This is a genomic window from Pseudofrankia coriaricola (genome assembly GCF_001854805.1).
Taxonomy (GTDB): domain Bacteria; phylum Actinomycetota; class Actinomycetes; order Frankiales; family Frankiaceae; genus Pseudofrankia.
On sequence record NZ_MBLO01000027.1, the window covers coordinates 1 to 17385 of the forward strand.

The 17385-nt window shown below is 71.3% G+C and carries 16 protein-coding genes; 8 read left to right on the forward strand and 8 right to left on the reverse strand.

Going from position 1 to position 17385, the window contains the following annotated elements:
* Positions 1-101: 101 nt before the first annotated feature.
* On the reverse strand, positions 102-608 hold the full coding sequence (locus tag BCD48_RS04860) for a zinc-binding dehydrogenase (RefSeq protein WP_071047023.1): 507 nt from the start codon (positions 606-608) through the stop codon (positions 102-104).
* Between the two features lie 201 nt (positions 609-809).
* Between BCD48_RS04860 and BCD48_RS04865 the strand changes: the two genes are divergently transcribed.
* From BCD48_RS04865 to BCD48_RS04875, 3 genes are read left to right on the forward strand one after another with little or no spacing between them, the layout of a single operon-like run.
* Positions 810-1481 carry a TetR/AcrR family transcriptional regulator gene (locus BCD48_RS04865; RefSeq protein WP_071047024.1) on the forward strand — a complete coding sequence of 224 codons (672 nt, stop codon included), beginning with the start codon at positions 810-812 and terminating at the stop codon, positions 1479-1481.
* 32 nt (positions 1482-1513) lie between these two features.
* Positions 1514-2479: an ABC transporter ATP-binding protein gene (locus tag BCD48_RS04870; protein WP_071047025.1), complete on the forward strand. Its 966-nt coding sequence runs from the start codon at positions 1514-1516 to the stop codon at positions 2477-2479.
* Positions 2476-4065, forward strand: a complete 1590-nt coding sequence (locus BCD48_RS04875; protein WP_071047026.1) for an ABC transporter permease — start codon at positions 2476-2478, stop codon at positions 4063-4065. Before BCD48_RS04870 ends, BCD48_RS04875 begins: the two co-directional genes overlap by 4 nt.
* A gap of 484 nt (positions 4066-4549) precedes the next feature.
* On the opposite strand, the gene BCD48_RS45470 is transcribed toward BCD48_RS04875, so the two are convergent.
* Entirely contained in the window at positions 4550-4966 is a 417-nt protein-coding gene (locus BCD48_RS45470) for a universal stress protein (protein WP_083418184.1), read from the reverse strand.
* Between the two features lie 334 nt (positions 4967-5300).
* Between BCD48_RS45470 and BCD48_RS04880 the strand changes: the two genes are divergently transcribed.
* From BCD48_RS04880 to BCD48_RS51975, 4 genes are all read left to right on the forward strand, one after another.
* Positions 5301-5483 carry a hypothetical protein gene (locus BCD48_RS04880; protein WP_071047027.1) on the forward strand — a complete coding sequence of 61 codons (183 nt, stop codon included), beginning with the start codon at positions 5301-5303 and terminating at the stop codon, positions 5481-5483.
* Between the two features lie 230 nt (positions 5484-5713).
* Complete coding sequence (locus BCD48_RS04885; RefSeq protein ID WP_198543081.1) at positions 5714-6268, forward strand: fructose 1,6-bisphosphatase; 555 nt, start codon at positions 5714-5716, stop codon at positions 6266-6268.
* 78 nt (positions 6269-6346) lie between these two features.
* The gene (locus BCD48_RS51970) at positions 6347-6565 is read left to right on the forward strand and encodes a zinc metalloprotease (protein WP_198543082.1); all 219 of its coding nucleotides are present in this window, start codon (positions 6347-6349) and stop codon (positions 6563-6565) included.
* A gap of 40 nt (positions 6566-6605) precedes the next feature.
* Complete coding sequence (locus tag BCD48_RS51975; RefSeq protein ID WP_198543083.1) at positions 6606-7271, forward strand: putative PEP-binding protein; 666 nt, start codon at positions 6606-6608, stop codon at positions 7269-7271.
* A 49-nt stretch (positions 7272-7320) separates the two neighbouring features.
* Here BCD48_RS51975 and BCD48_RS04895 read toward each other — a convergent pair whose 3' ends face one another.
* From BCD48_RS04895 to BCD48_RS04920, 6 genes are all read right to left on the reverse strand, one after another.
* Positions 7321-9063, reverse strand: a complete 1743-nt coding sequence (locus BCD48_RS04895) for an HAD-IC family P-type ATPase (protein ID WP_071047028.1) — start codon at positions 9061-9063, stop codon at positions 7321-7323.
* A gap of 179 nt (positions 9064-9242) precedes the next feature.
* Positions 9243-9821 carry a flavodoxin family protein gene (locus tag BCD48_RS04900; protein WP_071047029.1) on the reverse strand — a complete coding sequence of 193 codons (579 nt, stop codon included), beginning with the start codon at positions 9819-9821 and terminating at the stop codon, positions 9243-9245.
* 313 nt (positions 9822-10134) lie between these two features.
* Positions 10135-13095, reverse strand: a complete 2961-nt coding sequence (locus BCD48_RS04905; protein ID WP_071047030.1) for an ABC transporter permease — start codon at positions 13093-13095, stop codon at positions 10135-10137.
* 24 nt (positions 13096-13119) lie between these two features.
* The gene (locus BCD48_RS04910) at positions 13120-13929 is read right to left on the reverse strand and encodes an ABC transporter ATP-binding protein (protein ID WP_241841515.1); all 810 of its coding nucleotides are present in this window, start codon (positions 13927-13929) and stop codon (positions 13120-13122) included.
* 434 nt (positions 13930-14363) lie between these two features.
* On the reverse strand, positions 14364-14945 hold the full coding sequence (locus tag BCD48_RS04915) for a DoxX family membrane protein (protein ID WP_071047032.1): 582 nt from the start codon (positions 14943-14945) through the stop codon (positions 14364-14366).
* Positions 14946-15379: 434 nt separating this feature from the next.
* Positions 15380-16354, reverse strand: a complete 975-nt coding sequence (locus BCD48_RS04920) for a universal stress protein (protein ID WP_071047034.1) — start codon at positions 16352-16354, stop codon at positions 15380-15382.
* A 378-nt stretch (positions 16355-16732) separates the two neighbouring features.
* Between BCD48_RS04920 and BCD48_RS04925 the strand changes: the two genes are divergently transcribed.
* Positions 16733-17377: a hypothetical protein gene (locus BCD48_RS04925; protein ID WP_071047036.1), complete on the forward strand. Its 645-nt coding sequence runs from the start codon at positions 16733-16735 to the stop codon at positions 17375-17377.
* Positions 17378-17385: the final 8 nt, after the last annotated feature.

The window sequence follows — 17385 nt, forward strand, 5'->3', positions numbered from 1 at the left end:
CTGGGTGGCTGGTCATAAAGAGGCCGGATGATCAGCAGAAGGATCCCCGGTGGTCTGCGCCGTGCGCAACAGTAGGGAGACTCCGGCCCTGCTGGGACGGCTCAGGTCTCGCGGCTCAGGACGACCTTGAGCGCACCGGTCTCGTCCGCGTTGGCGAACACGTCGTAGGCGCGGAGGAAGTCGTCGAGTGGGAAGTGATGCGTGACGAAGCGGGCCGCGTTGATCTGTCGACTGGTCAGCAGGCGCAGCAGCGTCGGTGTGGAGTAGGTGTCGACGAGGCCGGTGACGATCGTGACGTCCCGCGTCCACAGCCGTTCGAGGTGCAGGGTCGCCGGCTTGCCGTGCACGCCGATGTTGGCCACCCGTCCACCAGGTCTGATGAGATCGGCGGCGAGTTCGAAGGTGGCCGGAATCCCGACGGCCTCGATCGCGACATCCACGCCCAGCCCGCCGGTCAGCTCCAGTACCAGGTCGCGGGGATCCTGTTCGCCGTTGTTCACGACCAGGTCCGCGCCGAACCGCTTCGCCGCGTCGAGCCGGCTTGTCACGAGGTCGATGGCGATCACGTGGCTTGGGCTGAACAGCCGCGCTCCGCTGATCGCGGACAAGACGCGGCTGACACGGCCCGCGACCGCGATGGCCCCGCCCCATGACTGGGGCGCGCAGCAGTCGGGCCGCCTCCGCCTGGGCACGGTCGGACGTTCGGCCGCGTGGAGGGTGTCCGGTTGGACGCCAATTTCACCACCCGCTGAGTTTCTTGGCACCGATCGGCTAGCCTTAACTCATCAAGTGTTGAAATTGGGGGCGGCATGCCGATCGAGGATGCGGCCAGGCGCGTCGGACGGCGCCCCGGCCAGTCGGACGCACGGGCTGAGATCCTGCGCGCCGCGCGCGCGTTGTTCGCCGAGCGCGGGTTCGTAGGCACCTCGATCAGGGCTGTGGCTGCCGGCGCCGGGGTCGATCCCGCCTTGGTGCACCACTACTTCGGTAGCAAGGAGGGGCTGTTCCGCGCGGCGCTGGAGATTCCTGTCCAGCCTGAGGAACTGGTGGAGGAGATCTTCGCCGCCGGCGTGGAGCAGGCTCCCCAGCGGTTGGTGCGGACGTTCCTGCGGGTCTGGGATGCGCCCGAGACCGGTCCGGCGATGGTGAGCTTCCTGCGCACTGTGCTGTCACGGCAGGAGTCCGTGAGCCTGATGCGCGAGTTCTTCGCGGCCACCGTGGTGCGGCTCGCGGCGGGCAAGCTGCTCGGCGGCGTCGACCCCGCCGAGGCCGAGATCCGGATCGGGCTGGTGGCTAGTCAGATGCTTGGCCTTGCGGTGGCGCGCCGGGTGCTGGCCGTCGAACCGCTGGCCAGTATGCCCGCCGACCTGCTGGCGGCCATGGTCACGCCCACGATCAGCCGCTACCTCCTCGGTGAGCTCCCCGGCCCGCCCGACGTCACCGACGGCCCGCCCGCCGGCCCCGCCCTGCCCTTGTCCTGATCTGGTTCCGCCTCCCAGGAGAGATCCCGTCGATGATCGACACGCATGAGTCGGCGACCCAGCCAGCAATCCGGATCGAGGGGCTGGTGAAGAAGTTCGGCTCCTTCACCGCGCTCAACGGGCTCGACCTGACCGTCGCCCGCGGGGAGGTTCAGGGGTTCCTGGGCCCGAACGGCGCGGGGAAGTCGACCACCATCCGAGTGCTGCTGGGACTGCTGCGCGCCAACGCGGGCACCGTGGAGCTGCTCGGCGGTGACCCGTGGCGACATGTTGTCGCGCTGCACCGGCGCCTGGCCTACGTGCCCGGCGACGTGGTGCTGTGGCCCGGGTTGTCCGGCGGGGAGGCGATCGACCTGCTCGGCAACCTGCGCGGCGGGCTCGATGAGACACGCCGCGCCGAGCTGATCGACAGGTTCGAGCTCGACCCGACCAAGCGGGGCCGCCAGTACTCCAAGGGCAACCGGCAGAAGGTCGCCATCGTGGCCGCACTCTCCTCCAACGTCGAGCTGCTCATCCTCGATGAACCCACCTCCGGCCTCGACCCCCTGATGGAGGCGGTCTTCCAGGAGGAGATCGCCAAGGAGAAGGCGGCCGGCCGCACCGTCCTGCTGTCGAGCCACATCCTCAGCGAGGTCGAGGCACTCGCCGACCGCGTCAGCATCATCCGGCAGGGCCGCATCGTGCGGACAGGCACGTTGCAGGACCTGCGCGGACAGACCCGGATCAAGATCACCGCGACGCTCGCCCGACCACCCGCGGACCCAGGCGACCTCCGTGAGATCCACGACGCCCGGCTCGACGGCACTCGGCTCACCGGCTCGGTCGATCCTGACCAGATCAACGCCGCGATGGCCGCGCTGGTGCCGCACCAGATGTCCATGCTCACCGTCGCGCCGGCCTCCCTGGAGGACCTCTTCCTCAGCCAGTACGACACCGACAGCGTCACTGCCGGCGACGCCGTTCCGCGCCAGGCGCCGACTGGACGGGCCCGGCCATGACCGCCTTCACCGGTACCCGCCCGCTGTTGAGGGTGGCGCTACGCCAGGACGCCCGCAACATCGCACCCTGGGTGATGCTCATCTCGGTGTTGTCCGCGTCGTCGATCCTCGCCTACTCGTGGATCTTCCCCGACGCGGCGGACCGCGCGAAGCTGGCCGCCACACTGGGCGGGAACCCCGCACTCGCGCTGATCTTCGGGCCCGCCCGCGACCTGACGACTGCTGACGGGTTCAACGCCTGGCGCGCGGGCGCCCTTGGCGCCTTCTTCGCCGGACTGATGGGGATCCTCATCGTCGTCCGCAACAGCCGCGCCGATGAGGACTCCGGCCAGGCCGAACTGCTCGCGTCGGGCGTGCTCGGGCGCCAGGCCCGACTGGCCGTCGCCGTCCTGATGGCCGCCGCGGCCTCCGTCGCGCTCGGAGTCGTGTGCTTCCTGCTGACCATCGCTTGCGGCGGAGCTGTAGTCCCATCACTGATACTGTCCGCGACATTCACCGCCTCGGGCCTGATGTTCGCCGGGGTCGCGGCGATCGCTGCCCAACTCGGCTCCGACGCCCGAACCGCCAATAGCATCGCCGTCGCCGCGCTCGGCATCTGCTACGTGATCCGCGGCTACCTCGACTCCAGTAACACGCCCGACTGGACTTCCTGGACCACCCCGCTCGGCTGGCTGTCCCGGACACGCCCCGCCACGGACAACAACCCCTTGCCGCTGCTCGCCGCGCTCGCGCTGACGATCGTCCTCGTGCTCGCCGGGTTCGCGCTGCACAGCCGACGCGACTACGGGCTCGGTATGATCGCGCCGCGGGCAGGCGCCGCCCGTGGGGGCGCGACGGCGAACGTGTGGGGTCTCGCGGTGCGGCTCCACCGCGGGGCGCTCGCGTCGTGGATGATCGCCTTCGTCGGCCTCGGCCTCATCTTCGGCAACCTCGCCACGTCCCTCGGCAGCGTCCTCGGCGACAACCCCGCCGCGGCCAAGGTCCTCGCCGCCGGCGCCACCGGCCCCGCCGCGCTCACCTTCGGGTTCCTCGTCACGATCCTGCAGATCGTCGGCATCATCGCCGCCGTCACCGGCGTGCAGGTGGCGCTCAGAATTTACGCCGAGGAGGTCGACTACCGGGTCGAGCCCCTGCTCGCCGGTGCCCTGCGGCGACAGATGTACCTGGCCAGCAACGCCGCCGTCGCGTTCGCCGCGCCCGCGGTCGCCCTTACGGTAGCCGGCACCGCGCTCGGCGTGGTCGCCGCCTCCCGGGACAGCTCGATTTCCGCGGGCGACGTCGTCACCCAGGCGCTCGTCACGATTCCCGCGGTGTGGACGCTCGTCGCGCTCGCGTTCGCCGCCGTGGGCGCCGCGCCCAGCAGGCGACTTGTCGGCTGGCTCGGCGTCGTCGCGACCTTCGGCCTGACCCTCCTGGGCCCGACGTTCAACCTCCCGGGCTGGGCCCTGGACATCAGCCCGCTGCGCCACGTCCCGAACGTGACCGCCACAGCCCCCGACTGGGCCGGCCTCGGGTGGCTCGCGGGAATCGCCGCGCTGTTCCTCGCCGTCGCCTTCACCGGATTCCGCCGCCGCGACATCGTGTGAAATCCCACCGCCGCCATCCGCATGCGCCGACTCCCGCCGACGCGCCCGGCTGTCAATCCTGGCCATCCTGGACATGAGCCCAAAGATGGTCCCCATCGGCACACCGGAAAACCACCTCTTTACCCTGACCCCTCAGCCTGGATGCACCGATCCATTTCGGCGGTCAATCGAGTTGATCTGTAACGGCTATTGACTGACGCCCAGGACGCACTCGGCTTTGCTCCCTCCGTCGTCTTCGAAGGCCCCATCGACACCGTGGTGCCCGGCGACGTCGCCACGCGTGGGAAACCGCGGCCATGGCTTGCCATCCCGGCGACGCTGTGATCGTGTACACGGACGGGCTGATCGAGGCCCGTTGATCGCGCCGACCGAGGTGCCGACCACCAGGTCCGGCCGGATCCCGGCGTCGAGCAGGGCGCGAGCATGACCACCTCGCTTGCCCCGAGTACACCGCTGCCGCCGAGGACGAAGGCCACCGGCCGCGTCACCGTCGCTCCCCACCGTCTAACGCCGGCTGGCGGCGGACGACGGCGACCGGGCAGGTGGCGTGCAGCACGCACTGCGAGCTGGTGGAACCGAGCAGCAACTCGGCGAAGCCGCCGCGGCCCCGGGCGCCGACCACGAGCATCTGGGCGCGTGCCGCCGCGTTGATGAGCCGTGGGCGGCGGTGCCCATGATCAGGCGTGTGTTCACGTCGAGGCCCGTCCGGCCGGTGAGACCCGCGCTGGTCGACTCGTCCAGCACGGCCTGCGCGGCGTCGCGGAATACCTCGTCGCCGAGGCCGGTCCGGGCGGTGAGGGTCGGTGCTGGCTCCCAGGCGTGTCCACCGCCCAGCGCAGCGCCCGCTCGGCGTCCGCGGAACCGTCGATCCCCACGACGATGTCTGCTTCCGCCACGTCATCTCCTCCCACAGGAGTCGCACCAGGATTCTCGCGGGTGGTCTGCCTGACACTCGCGACTACAGCGAGCACGTCGCCCGGCGCATCTGGCCGGCGTGACCGGCGGCTTCTCCTCCCAGCCGGGGCCCCGCGGCAGAGGTCGGCGTCCGCGTCAGCGAAGGACCTGCCCGCGATCGCGGGAGGGTCGGCGGCCAGACGTTTCTGACCAACACACAGCGGCTAGACACTCCGTGGGTAGTCATCCCCGGCGCCCGGACGTCGACACCCCGCGTCTACGTGCGTAGCAGGCGAATCCGCGGATGGCGCGGCACCGCCTGACGGAGGGAGAAAGAGATCGTGGTTGCTGATCAGGAGGCGCGCATCGCGCTTTTGGAAAGGCAGATCGTCGCGCTCACGGAGGCGGTCCGGGTCATCGCCCGTGGGCTTGAGTCCCCGCCCGTCGAGGATGAGCCCTTCGAAGCGACGGCGGAGCGGGCAGCCAGGCAGGCTCACGAAATGTTGCTCTCCGCCGGCCTGTAACCAGGGTCGCGGAGCCGGACCTGCCCACGAGGCGGCAACGACCCAGTTCCGGCCTCCCGGAGGGAAAGGATGTCCCGCACCGCCACGACCTTGCCTGTGGCCATGGCGGCTTCGCTGAGCTGCTGCTTGGTTCCACCAGCCGAGCCTGCATGCCGCGCGCCCGTGGCCGTCGTGCCCGGGGTAGACACCCGATGGAGCGCTTCTCGACAGATACGCCAGGTTCATCGACGTTGGGCGAGCAGGCGGAGGCGACGAGCACCCAGCGGCTGTCCCTGATCGCGGGGAAGTATGTCGGTAAGGACGATCGAGTGATGATCGTGCGCTGCCAGTCCGGGCTGCCCTCGATCGGCGAGGCGTTGGAGCCTTTCGCGCTGGCCTACACGGTCGGCGGCTCCATGCGCGGCTCGCACCACGCGCCACTGATGCCGGTCTCGACCGCCCAGGCGCACCCGTCCCGCTTCGACGGCCCCCCGCGGGTGGTCTGCCTCGGCTTCCAGATCACCGGCGGCCGGCTGATCGGCCCGCGCGACATGTTCGACGACCCGGCCTTCGACCGGGCCCGGGCACAGGCCAACGAGGTCATGGACTACCTGCGCCGGCACGGCCCGTTCGAACCGCACCGGCTCGGCCTCGACGAGCTCGAGTACACCACCATGCCCGCGCTGGAGGACAGGCTCGCCGACCGCTGGCAGGCCCTGCCCGCCCCGGCGGCTCCCGCCGAAACCGCGCGGCGTCCAGCCGCCATTGATCTCCGTGCACGGCCCGGCCGTCAGCTCCGGTCGTGACGCCGACGCCCTGATCCGGACGAGTCCGCCCCGAGCGCGGAGAGGCCTCCGCTGGTCTTTCGAGCAGGGAGCGACGCTGTGCGAGCGACCATCGCGTTGGGACGGATCGCCGGGGTCCGGGTCGGGGTCCACTGGAGCGTGCTGCTCATCTTCGGCATCATCACGTTCGGCCTCGCGCAAGACCGCCTCCCACAGGCGTATCCGGGCCGTGCCCTGGTGCTGTACTGGGTGGCGCCCTTGGCGCCGCGGTTGCCTTCTTCATCTCCCTGCTCGCCCACGAGGTGGCGCACGCCGTGATGGCCCGGCGCAACGGGGTGGCCGTGGATGACATCGTGCTGTGGCTGCTGGGGGCGTGGCCCGGCTGAAGTCGGAAGCGTCGAGCCCGGCGGCGGAGCTGCGGATCGCGGGCGTCGGCCCCCTGGTCAGCCTCCTGCTGGGCGGACTCTTCGCGCTGGGCGCCTGGCTGCTCGCCTTGGCGTCCGCGTCCGGGCTCCTAGTCGACGTGGTGGCCTGGCTGGCGGACGTCAACCTGCTGCTCGCCGTCTTCAACGCCCTTCCGGCCGCTCCACTCGACGGCGGACGGCTGCTGCGTGCCTGGATCATGGCCGAGGTCCCGTCGGTGGCCTACTGGATCCCCGCCTACGCCCGGCTCGGCATCGACGGGGTGTCGATCGGGTCGAACGACCTGACCCAGCTCGTTCTCGGCGTCGACCGCGACTCCGAGACGTGCGCGGAGCTGTTCGACGAGTCCGACCCGGCCGTGTTGGACGCCATCGCACGGATCATCGGAGCCTGCCGGGAGGCCGGGATCACCTCGTCACTGTGCGGCCAGGCGCCTTCCAGCCGGCCCGACTTCGCCGAACACCTGGTGCGGCTCGGCATCACGTCGGTGTCGGTGAACCCGGACGCGGTCGACGCGGCCCGGCGAGTGATCGCGGCGGCCGAGCGACGATTGCTGCTATCCGCCGCCCGCGGCCGGACCGGCGCATCCCCACCCGGGTAGGTCTTGTCGAGTAGGCATGGGCGCGGTGCGTTACGCCCGTCCCGAACGGCTACGCGGCAGCGGTCCGTTCACGGCGGCGGTGGTCGGCTCGCCACAGTTCGTCGGCGCCCCAGACGAGGACGGGCATGGGCAGCAGGAGGAGCAGGTTCACAGGGTTGACGGCAACGGTGTCGAGCACGGGGTGCAGGAACGGCAGGTAGACGACGGCGGCCGCGAAGGCGACCTCGAAGAGGATGCCGTAGAGCGGGGTGGCGAGCGTCTCGCAACGCTCGAGGACCGCTTCCGGGGCGCCCTTGACGAAGGCGACGAACCGACCCGGCGCGGTCTCGTCCACCGTGGTCATCCGGCGCAGCCTTGGGTCGAACGGCGCCTCCAGGCGTCGCCGCGCGAGCCGCGAGGCGCGCCCGGTGTCCGCCCTCAGCCATGCGGCCGCCTGCAGCAGCCCGATCTCGGTGGGGTCCCCCCGGTCCTCGCTCTCCTCGGGCTCGCTGAGTTCGGCGTCCGGCTCGGGCAGCCCGGGCCGGACACTGTCGTCGCTGGGCTCCTCGGGTGGGATCCCCTGTCTCGTCTGGTACGTGTCGCCAGCGAGCTGGGCGTTCGAGCAGCTCGCCAGCGCCGTCCGGAGCGCCGCGAGCACGGGGGCCGACCGGTCCACCGCAGTCTCGTCGCCGCCGGTCGAAGCAGCCCAGTTCACGCCGTCGACGGCAAGGTCACCGGCTGTGGTCCACAACCGGACCGGGCGCATCCGGTTCTCGGTGAGAGTGCCGGTCTTGTCCGTGCAGATGACAGTGGTCGAGCCGAAGGTCTCGACGGCGGACAGCCGGCGCACGACCGCGCCGCGCCGGGCCAGCACCCGCACGCCGACCGCGAGCGCGAGGGTGATCGTCGGCAGCAGGCCCTCGGGCACGTTCGCGACCAGTAGCCCGATCGCGAACGTGAGCGCCTCGCCGAACGGCAGCCCGGCGGCCAGCCCGATCGGCAGGAAGGCGACCCCGACCCCGACCGCCACCGCGGCGATCAGCCACGCGACCCGACGAACCTGTCGCTCCAGCGGGCTCTCGTCGCGCTGCACCCGCTCCGACAGCGCGGCGAGCCGGCCGATCTCGGTGTTCATCCCGGTCGCGACGACCAGCACCCGCGCGGACCCGGCCGTGCAGGACGTGCCAGAGAAGACAAGGTCCTCGGCCGCGAGCAACGGGCCGGCGTCAGGTGTCTCGGCCGCCGAGCGGGCGACCGGCACCGACTCGCCGGTCAGCATCGACATGTCGACCTCGACGTAGCCGTCGAGAAGTCGCGCGTCGGCCGGCACCCGGTCGCCTTCACCAATCAGCAGCACGTCTCCGGGCACGATCTCCCGGACGGGCGCTCGCCGTTCGGCGCCGTCGCGCACGACGGTCGCCAGCGGCGGCAGGTAGGCGGCGAGCGCCTCGACGGCCTTCTCGGCGTGCTGTTCCTGGATGAACGCGACGGCGGCGTTGAGCAGCACGACGATGACGATCGCGACGGCCAGCGCCGTCGAGCCGGAGACCGCGGCGAGGACGGCGGCGAGCCACAGCAGCAGCGCCAGCGGATGAACGAGCTGACGGGCGATCTCACGCGGCCAGGTGCGCCCGCGCCGCCGGGACAGCTCGTTCGGCCCGGCGCTGACCAGGCGCCGGGCCGCCTCCCGCTCCGACAGACCGCTCCGCCCGGCGCGCAGATCACGCAGCAGCAGAGCGAGAGGCTCACGCGGGTCGGACACCGCCGCGGGACCAGGTTCGGCGGCGGTCCGGCCAGAGTCGTCGGGCGGCACCGGATCGGGATCCGTCGGTGGAACGCCGGAGGATTGCGTAGGCACCCTACGCTGACCGCTCGGCGGAGCCACGCGTCCAGCATCCGCGCGGGAGCGACGCGGCCGCGACGGCCGATGGTCCCGCTGCGCAGTGAGGCTCGTCGCTGGCGCGTTGTGGTCCGTTCTGGCTCATCGGGATCTCATCCAGTCGTGCCGATGGGCGCTCCGGCGGTCTCCCCCGCCGCGCCGCCCGTCGCCGGGCGGGCGGCGAGGTCCGCTGCCCAACGACGGGCCTGGTCGGGCTCGCCGTCGCGCAGCGGCCCTCGAGTGCCAGTGACGTAGAAGCTGCGCCGGCCGACGACGTTCGCGCCGCGCCGTCGCAGCAGGCGCGCCGCCTTCGCCGCGGCGGAGCCGGCCAGCGGGGAGCGCGCCCTGGTGTCGAAGACGGCCACGGCCGGCGCCGGGCGGCCAAGCTCGACGCTGGCCAGCCACTCCCGGATCCCGATGCCCGGCGAGATCACGCCGTTCTCGACGGCGGGGCCTTCGGCGTCGGCGGCCAGCTGGCGGGCGGCGTCCTGCCGGCTGTTAGGCCGGCTCATGCCCAGGACGTGGGTGGGGCCGCCGACGACCAGCAGGTCGACGTCGCTGGTCAGCGTGGTGGGCGCGGCGCCGACCTCGACCAGCTCGGCGTCCATCCGCTCCCCGAGGCTGGCCGCGACCGCCTCTGCGATCTCCTTGGTGTTGCCGAACATCGACTCGAAGACGACCAGTGCGCGCATCGTGCCCGCTCCATCCTCGTCGCGTCACGCCGCGACGTGCCGGGTGCCTCTCCATCGGCCTGGCGCCGTTTGCGGTCGCCACGCCCGGAGTGCCCAACTCCCATGTTTCTTCCGAGGGGACGAGTCGGGCAGGTCTCGCTCGTCCTTCCAGGACCGGCCGTTCGGCTCCCCGCGCCGAGGCGATCCGGCCGTGTGACAGGCCCGTCGGGCGGCGCGTTGCCGGTCGGTGTCCGCGCTCGTGACGACCTCCACCTCGATGCCGCCGGCCGGCACCAGATATGCGACGTCTCGTTGGTTGGCATGGCTGGCCCTGTCAGTCGGCGACGCGGACGGCGACGGCGGGGCGGATCGCGGCCGCCCGACGTGCTGGGCCGGCGCTGGCGAGCAGGGACGCGACGAGAGTCGCGCCGACGGTCGGGCCGATGGTCGCCCAGTCGACCGGGAACGCGACGTCGAGGCCGCCGAATGCCGGGCTGTTGGTGTACATCAGCCAGGAGGTGAGCAGGGACAGTCCGGCACCGAGCACGATCCCCTCGATCGCGACGAATGCGCTCTCGCCGAGGAAGGCCAGCGTCACCGTCCTGGACCGCACGCCGAGCGCCCGCAGGATGCCGATGGTGCGCCGCCGTTCCCGTACGGCGCGCACCATGACGACGCCCAGGCCGATGATGCCGACGAGCAGGCCCAGCGCGAGGTAGCCCTGCATGAGACGGAAGAAGCTCACGTTGGCGGCGAAGGTGCGCCGTACGTCGCGCTCGATCCGGTTGGCGATCAGCCCGTTGGCCAGGAACCGGCCTTGCAGCGTGGCGGCGAGCCGCTCGTCGCTCACGCCCGGTGCCGCGCGGATGAGCAGGCTGGTGTCCTGGGCGCCGTCGCCGTAGATCGCCCGCACGGTGTCGGCGCCGGCGAACACGGGGTAGGCCGGTGGCTGCGCCGGGAAGGAGTAGTACGGCAGCGCGTTCTCGACCTTCGCCGCGATGATCTTCTTTTGGGCTCGGCCGGTTGCCGGGTCGGTGAGGGTGATGGTGGCGCCCGGTTTGACCTGATCGGTGTTCGGGCCGGTGGTGCTGTTGAAGTACGGGTCGAGCACGACGTAACGGCTGTCGGCGACGATCCCCCGCCACGCCGCCTTCTCGTCGGCGCCCAGCGACGGCAGCCACGAGTCAAGGGCGAGCGGGTGGCTGGTCGCGGCGGCCGCGGGCAGCCCGATCAGTACGACTGGCAGCGGGGTGTCCGAACGCCCGGTCGGGTCGTCCGAGGTACCCCGGCCGATCGTCAGCGGGGTCACCTCGGTGATCTGGCCGGCCAGATCACCCGAGCGCAGCGTTAGCTGCGGATCATTGATCAGGGTCGACGGGGCGACGTCCGCGCGGATGGCATAGCCGGCGGATGCCTCGACGACCGCCTGGTCGGTGCCCGCGCCGATGATGGCACCCATCTCGGTGATGATCACGAGGGTAAAGATGATCAGGGAGTACATGAGCAGTGTGGCGCCGGTGCGGAACTTCCGGGAGGTCGGATAGGTCACCGCGAGCCGGGCGGCCAAGCCCGTCTCCCCCGCCCGGGCCGTGAGCAGGCGCAGCGGGCGCAGGACGATGTCCTGGTTCACCGACAGCAGCACCACCGCGGCCCCGGTGACCATGACTCCGAGGACGACGTAGGTCGCGGTCGAGCCGTTGTCGTACACGTCCGGACGCGCGATGTTCGCGAGCAGGCCCCAGGCCAGTACCAGCGCCGAGGCGACAGTCGACACCGCCCGGGTGCCGGCGAACCGGCGCGCCAGCGGCACGGCGAACAGCACCGCGAGTGCGGGGAACAGGTAGGTCGTCATGCCTTCGCTGCTGGCGACCGCCGGGACCGCGGCGGCGGTGCACAGCACCGCGAGCAGCGCCGAACCGACCAGCAGCGATCGACGCGGCTTGCGGCCCACGCCGTCTGGCAGGTCCCGGATCGCGGCGATGATGTTGAGGCGGCTGACCCGTGCGCTGGTCGCCGCGATCGTGGCGAACGCGATCAGGAAGCCGGCGGCGAAGCCGTTGAACAGGCTGGTCGGCGTGATGGCGAAGGTCAGCTCCAGGGCATTGCCGCCGTCCTGGAAAGCGGCGAAGATCTGCGCCGCGACCAGCACCACCGCCCAGCCGACCCCGATGCCGGCGGCCACGCCGAGCGCCGCCGCCACGACCCCGTAGATGCTGCCCTCCAGGAGGAAGGCACTGATCAGCCGCCGTCGGCGCATGCCCATCGCGCGCAGCATGCCCAGCTGGCCGCGCCGCTCGTCGGTGAGCATGACGAACACGTTCACCAGCAGCAGGACGCCGGCGATGATGCTGAAGCTGCCGATGAACAGGAACAGCGAGCCGAGCTGGCCGGCCACGTCCTCGGCGGTCGCGAGCGCGTCCTTCTTCGGGGTCGTCACCTGCGCGCCGGACGTCGTCAGGCCCCCCAGCGCGGTGCGGATCTTCTGTTCGACGGCGTCGGTGAGCGTGCTGCCCGACTCGACGCCGCCCCGGTTGGACACGAGTGTGATCGTCGACGGTGAGTTGTCACCGCCGGCCCGGGCCGCCGCGGCGGCCAGCGTGCCGGGGGCGACGAACAGATCACGGTTGATGTTGGCGAACCCCAGCGCGGCCAGGCCCCGGGCCGGCACCACCCGCTCGACCCGCAGCTGCGTCGGCTGGCCGTACAGATAGGCGGTGACGGTGTCCCCCGCTCGCAGCCCGAGGGAGTCCGCCAGCTCGGTGTTGACGACCGCAGAGCCTGGCGCGGGATTCGCGCCAGACAGGTGGCTGCCGTCCCGGCCGTCGGCGCCGCGGTCGCCGAACGTCGCGGCGGCGGCGAAGTCGGCTTCGAAGACCTGTGCCTGCGGCTCGGCGACGCGCGCCGCGCCCGTGCCGCGGCTGACCGCCGCCTTGTCCGCGACCACGGTGAGTAGGCCGTCGACGTCCGGGTCGACGCGCAGCGCGGCCAGGCGCCGCGTGGCCGCGTCGCCGCGAGTCAGGTCGTTGGAGTAGACCTCCTCGTCGACCGGTCCCAGCGTGCGGAAGGCCGTGTTCCGCACCGAATGGTCGATCGTGTCGCCGACCGCGAAGCTACCGACGATGATCGCCGTGCCGAGCAGTGAGCCGGCTATGACGAGCACCGCCTCCAGCGGGCGGCGCGACACCTGGCGCAGCGCCAGCCTGCGTAGGAACGGTCGGACGGCAGCTACCGTGATCAGCGCGGCCGCTGCTGCGACCAGCAGGACCAGCAGTGGTCGAGTTAGTTCCGGATACATGATCTCCTCATCCCCTGGGCGCGCTCAGACGGCCGACGTCAGCGCATCCGGCGCCTCGGGCGCCGAAGGAGACGAAGGTGCTGGCGGCGAGGCCGCCATCGAGGAGGCGGAGGGTGCCGAGGGCACTGGCCCGTTCGCGGGCGCGCGGCGTTCGTCGCTGATCAGCGCGCCGTCGCGCATGCGGATCAGCCTGCCCGCGGCAGCGCCGATCCCCGGGTCGTGGGTAACCAGGATGATCGTCTGTCCCTCGTCCCGGTTGAGCGTCCGCAGCAGGTCCATGACCTGCGCCGCCATCTCACTGTCCAGGTTCCCGGTCGGCTCGTCGGCCCAGACGATCGCCGGGCGGGCCACCAGGGCCCGCGCGATCGTCACCCGCTGCTGCTCGCCGCCGGACAGCTCGTTCGGCCGGTGCGCGCCGCGCGCACCCAGCCCGACCCGCTCCAGCATGTCGGCGGCTCGCCTACGGGCCTGCGCCGGAGCGACGCCGACGAGCAGCAGCGGAAGCTCCACGTTCTCGACCGCGGTAAACACCGGGATGAGGTTGAAGGCCTGGAAGACGAAACCCATCGTGCGGGCGCGGTGCTCGGTGCGCCTGGCGTCCGGCATCGCGAACAGGTCGACGCCGCCGAGTATCACCCGGCCGCCATCAATGTCGTCCAGCCCGGACAGGCAGTTAAGCAGCGTCGTCTTCCCGGATCCCGACGGGCCCATGACCGCGACGAGCTCACCGGCCTCGACCTCGAGGTCGAGGCCGCGCAGCGCCTCCACCTCGACGGCGCCGGTCCGGTAGATCTTGCGTACGCCTTCGGCGCGTAGCAGAGGGGTGGCGGTCATCCCGCTCTTCTCGACCATGATTTCAGCGAACCATCGGCACCAAATCGCCACCATGTGCCCACCGTGTGCACGCCTCGGGACCTTTGGACTGACCCGGGGGGCGTATCCGCGCTCATCTGTCGTGGAGGAATACCTTGCCGAGCTCGTCGATTGGGTCGCCGAACCGGTCGTACACCCGGGCGTCACATGCTTCGAGCGCGGCGGCTGACCGGCGGAGGTGATGCGCGCAGAGAAGAACGTCGGACTCCGCCGGCTGGCCATCTGGGGCGACACCGGTTGTTGGATGCATCAGGGCCGCCTGCCGGACAGTCCCCTGTCGCGCAGCACGTGAAGCGGCCGGGACGCGTCCCGTGACGCGTCCCGGCCGCTGGATGCCGGACTGGCGGAGGAGTTCAGGATGCCGGGTGCCGGTTCGGTCACCGACGGCCGGACGTTCAGACCAGGTATGGGCGGTCGCGGACGATCGGGGTGCGGGCCCAGGCGCCGCCGAGGCCGAAGGACCGGCCGGCGTTCAGCGCGGCCAGCAGGATCAGGGTGAGCGCGTAGATGAGGTGGTCGTCCATGAAGACGTTGTTCTCGGGGGGCAGGACGACCGTCCACATCATGACGAGCAGGACCGTGCCGGCACCGGCGGCGGCGCGCATCCCGATCCCGAGGATCAGCGCGGTGCCGATGGCGGCGAGGCCAATCATGAAGAGGTAGTCGGCCCAGGCGGCGCCGGCGATGTCGTTGTAGAACGACTTGAACGGGCCGACCGCACCGTGTGCCAGGAAGCCTTCGGTGGGGCTGCCGCCATGAATCCAGGCCGCCTTCGACGCGGTCTCGTGGCCGAGGCCGAACAGCTTGTCGAGGAACGCCCAGAGGAAGACCCATCCGAGACTGACCCTGGTCAGCGCGAGCACGATGTCCAGCGCCAGGCCGCGGGCGCCGGCACGCTGCCGGAACAGCGTCGAGAAAGGCGACGAGACGACCGAGCCGGACCGCGCCCCGACCTTGGCGTTGGTGGTGGTTGTCATGTGCTTTCGACCTCCCTGGTTTGTGTGGCTCTTAGACTCGCGCGGCCACGGCGCCCGGATCAGGGGCTGCGCGGGCCACCCGGGCAGTCGCTTCGGACTATCGGCACGTGCCGTCTGTAGGGCCGATCGGCCCACCTGCCGCGGGAAGGCCAGAGAGGCTCCGGGCGAGCCGACGGAAGGGCATGCCTCGGCCGGGCTGCCACTCGTCGTGGCCGAACAAATCAGCCGGAGACGCGGCGAGGCGCCTCCCGCCCCGGCTGGGGCAGGAGACGCCTCACGTACAGGACTGACGTCGAGCCGGCCTCCGATGATGGCGGCCCACCTGTCGCCGCTTAGGAAGATCTCAAGGATCATCTCGGCGGCCTCGCGTTAGCCCGGTCCATCGAGCTCGCCGGCACCGTAGCGAGAGACCAACGACCGCAGACTTCGGCCTTCTAGGTGGACAGGGCGGCGCCGGCCGTCGCGGCCGATTCGTCCACTGGGGCGGGAAGCCGGTCGGAGCGCACGACGGCGACGTCGCTGTCCGCGTGCAGCACGCACTGGTTGCTGACCGAACCGAGCAACAGCCGAGCGAAACCGCCGTGCCCCCGGCTGCCGACGACCAGGAGCTGCGCCTCGCGGGCCTCGCGCAACAGGGCACGGATCGCAGATTCGGGCGAGACGACCGACTCGACGGTGAGGCGCGGGGCGTCGGCCAGGCCCAGCTTGACGGCCTGCGCGAGGACCTCGTCTGCCTGCTTGACCAGCAATCCCTGCGCCCCGACAAGCACTTCGGCGTACATCGGGTCATAGCCACCCCAGGCGTGGATCACCCGCAGCGGCACCTTACGGACGGCCGCGGCGTGCGCGGCCCAGCGCAGCGCCGTAAGCGACGGGTCCGACCCGTCGACGCCGACGACGACCGGCCGGCGGTCGTCGACCCGTGGGGTCTCGTCCTCCTTGGGCGGGCGGACGACGACGACGGGCCCCGGCGCGTGGTGGACGACCCCCTGGCTGACCGAGCCCGCGGTCATCCGGTGGATCGGCCCATGGCCACGCTCCCCGATGACGACCATGTCGGCATCCGCGGCCGCCGCGGTGAGAGCCGCGACCGGGTCGTCCAGGACAACGGTGCGCCGAAGCGTGACCGACGCCGGCGGCTCGCCCACCCGCCTGATCGAACGCTCCAGCATCTCGGTAGCCGCCTTGGTCATCCCATCATGGTTGCCCTGGGCCACGGCGCGCAGCACGCCCGTCGGCAGCCCGTCCGCGGTCCAGGCCAGCAGGGCGGTCACCGTCGGGGCAGCACCCCGGCCGGCGCCGTCCGTCGCGGCGGACCACAGCGCCGCCTCTCGAAGCGCCCACCTCAGCGCGGCCTCCGAGCCAGGAGAGCCGTCAACTCCGACAAGAATGCGTACCGAGCTGCTCACGCCTCACGCTCCACGTCCGGTGCGGCACGTCGCCGTGCCCGCTGTGACGGCCCACCACTTTCCGACACCGATCTGGGGCGATCGGGCGGAAGCAGAACTGGCCGGTGATCGACCTCCCTGACTGTTCCACCGGAATGGACCGACGAGACCGCGCCATGCGGCGGTCCACGAGGGTGCATTGGGCCGGCACGCCTGGGCCGGTTGGCCGGGTGGCAGAGCGCACCTCGGCGTTTCACCCGGCCTTCAGGGTCGGTCTTCTACCCCATTGGTCCAGTCTCGCGTGACGACTCGGACCATCCATCTCAGAGCCGTCCGGCCAAGAATGGACACGCACGGCGCCGACATGCAGAAGCAGGTCACAGCGTAGGGAGGCGCGCTATGCGCCGCAACGCGACCGTCATCGCGACAGACTGGGCGCACCGCGACAGGACGAGCCCCACCGAAAGCCCGCCCCGCGGGACCGTCGAGAGGCCTGGGACGCCGGCCCTGCCGGACCGGTCCCACTCTCCAGGCGACGCGGCCGCCAACAGCGCGCCGCTCCACCGCCCGATCGGCCTGATGACCGAACGCGAGGAGTCGGACCGGTCCGGCCAGAACGGGCGGACCGGCCGACTCCTGGCGCAGATCGACCTGACCAAGGTGCTAGTCATCGGCGAGCTCGCCGCAGCGGGAACCGTGATCGCGATCCACCTGTTCGACCACCTGGACGGCCTGCGCGGCGGCCCCCGGGCACGGATCCAGATGGGCCCCGGTGGCTGGGTCAGCATGCGTGGCGGTGCCGTGGATATCCGCACCCGTCGGGCGAGGACCTCCATGGGCTCCCGACCCGCGCGGCGCCGACGCTCCGCCTGCCAAGACACGTCAAGCCAGGCGGCTCGCGGTCTACCGCACGACCGCAGGACCAGCGATCACCAGCCCTGTGGATATCGAGGCGGCCGCCAGCTCGTCACCGACCGCGCGGGCAGTGGCCGCCGGCCTTGGTGGGCGGTCCTGCTCGGCGCGAAGTCCGTCGAGACGCATTGACTCTCGGC

What these genes read in the sequence shown, in the direction of transcription:
- BCD48_RS04865 (WP_071047024.1), top strand. Translation starts at nt 810, where the DNA reads ATGCCGATCGAGGATGCGGCCAGGCGCGTCGGACGGCGCCCCGGCCAG.
- BCD48_RS04870 (WP_071047025.1), top strand. Translation starts at nt 1,514, where the DNA reads ATGATCGACACGCATGAGTCGGCGACCCAGCCAGCAATCCGGATCGAG.
- BCD48_RS04875 (WP_071047026.1), top strand. Translation starts at nt 2,476, where the DNA reads ATGACCGCCTTCACCGGTACCCGCCCGCTGTTGAGGGTGGCGCTACGC.
- BCD48_RS45470 (WP_083418184.1), bottom strand. Translation starts at nt 4,966, where the DNA reads ATGACGTGGCGGAAGCAGACATCGTCGTGGGGATCGACGGTTCCGCGG.
- BCD48_RS04900 (WP_071047029.1), bottom strand. Translation starts at nt 9,821, where the DNA reads ATGCGCGCACTGGTCGTCTTCGAGTCGATGTTCGGCAACACCAAGGAG.
- BCD48_RS04905 (WP_071047030.1), bottom strand. Translation starts at nt 13,095, where the DNA reads ATGTATCCGGAACTAACTCGACCACTGCTGGTCCTGCTGGTCGCAGCA.
- BCD48_RS04910 (WP_241841515.1), bottom strand. Translation starts at nt 13,929, where the DNA reads ATGACCGCCACCCCTCTGCTACGCGCCGAAGGCGTACGCAAGATCTAC.
- BCD48_RS04915 (WP_071047032.1), bottom strand. Translation starts at nt 14,945, where the DNA reads ATGACAACCACCACCAACGCCAAGGTCGGGGCGCGGTCCGGCTCGGTC.
- BCD48_RS04925 (WP_071047036.1), top strand. Translation starts at nt 16,733, where the DNA reads ATGCGCCGCAACGCGACCGTCATCGCGACAGACTGGGCGCACCGCGAC.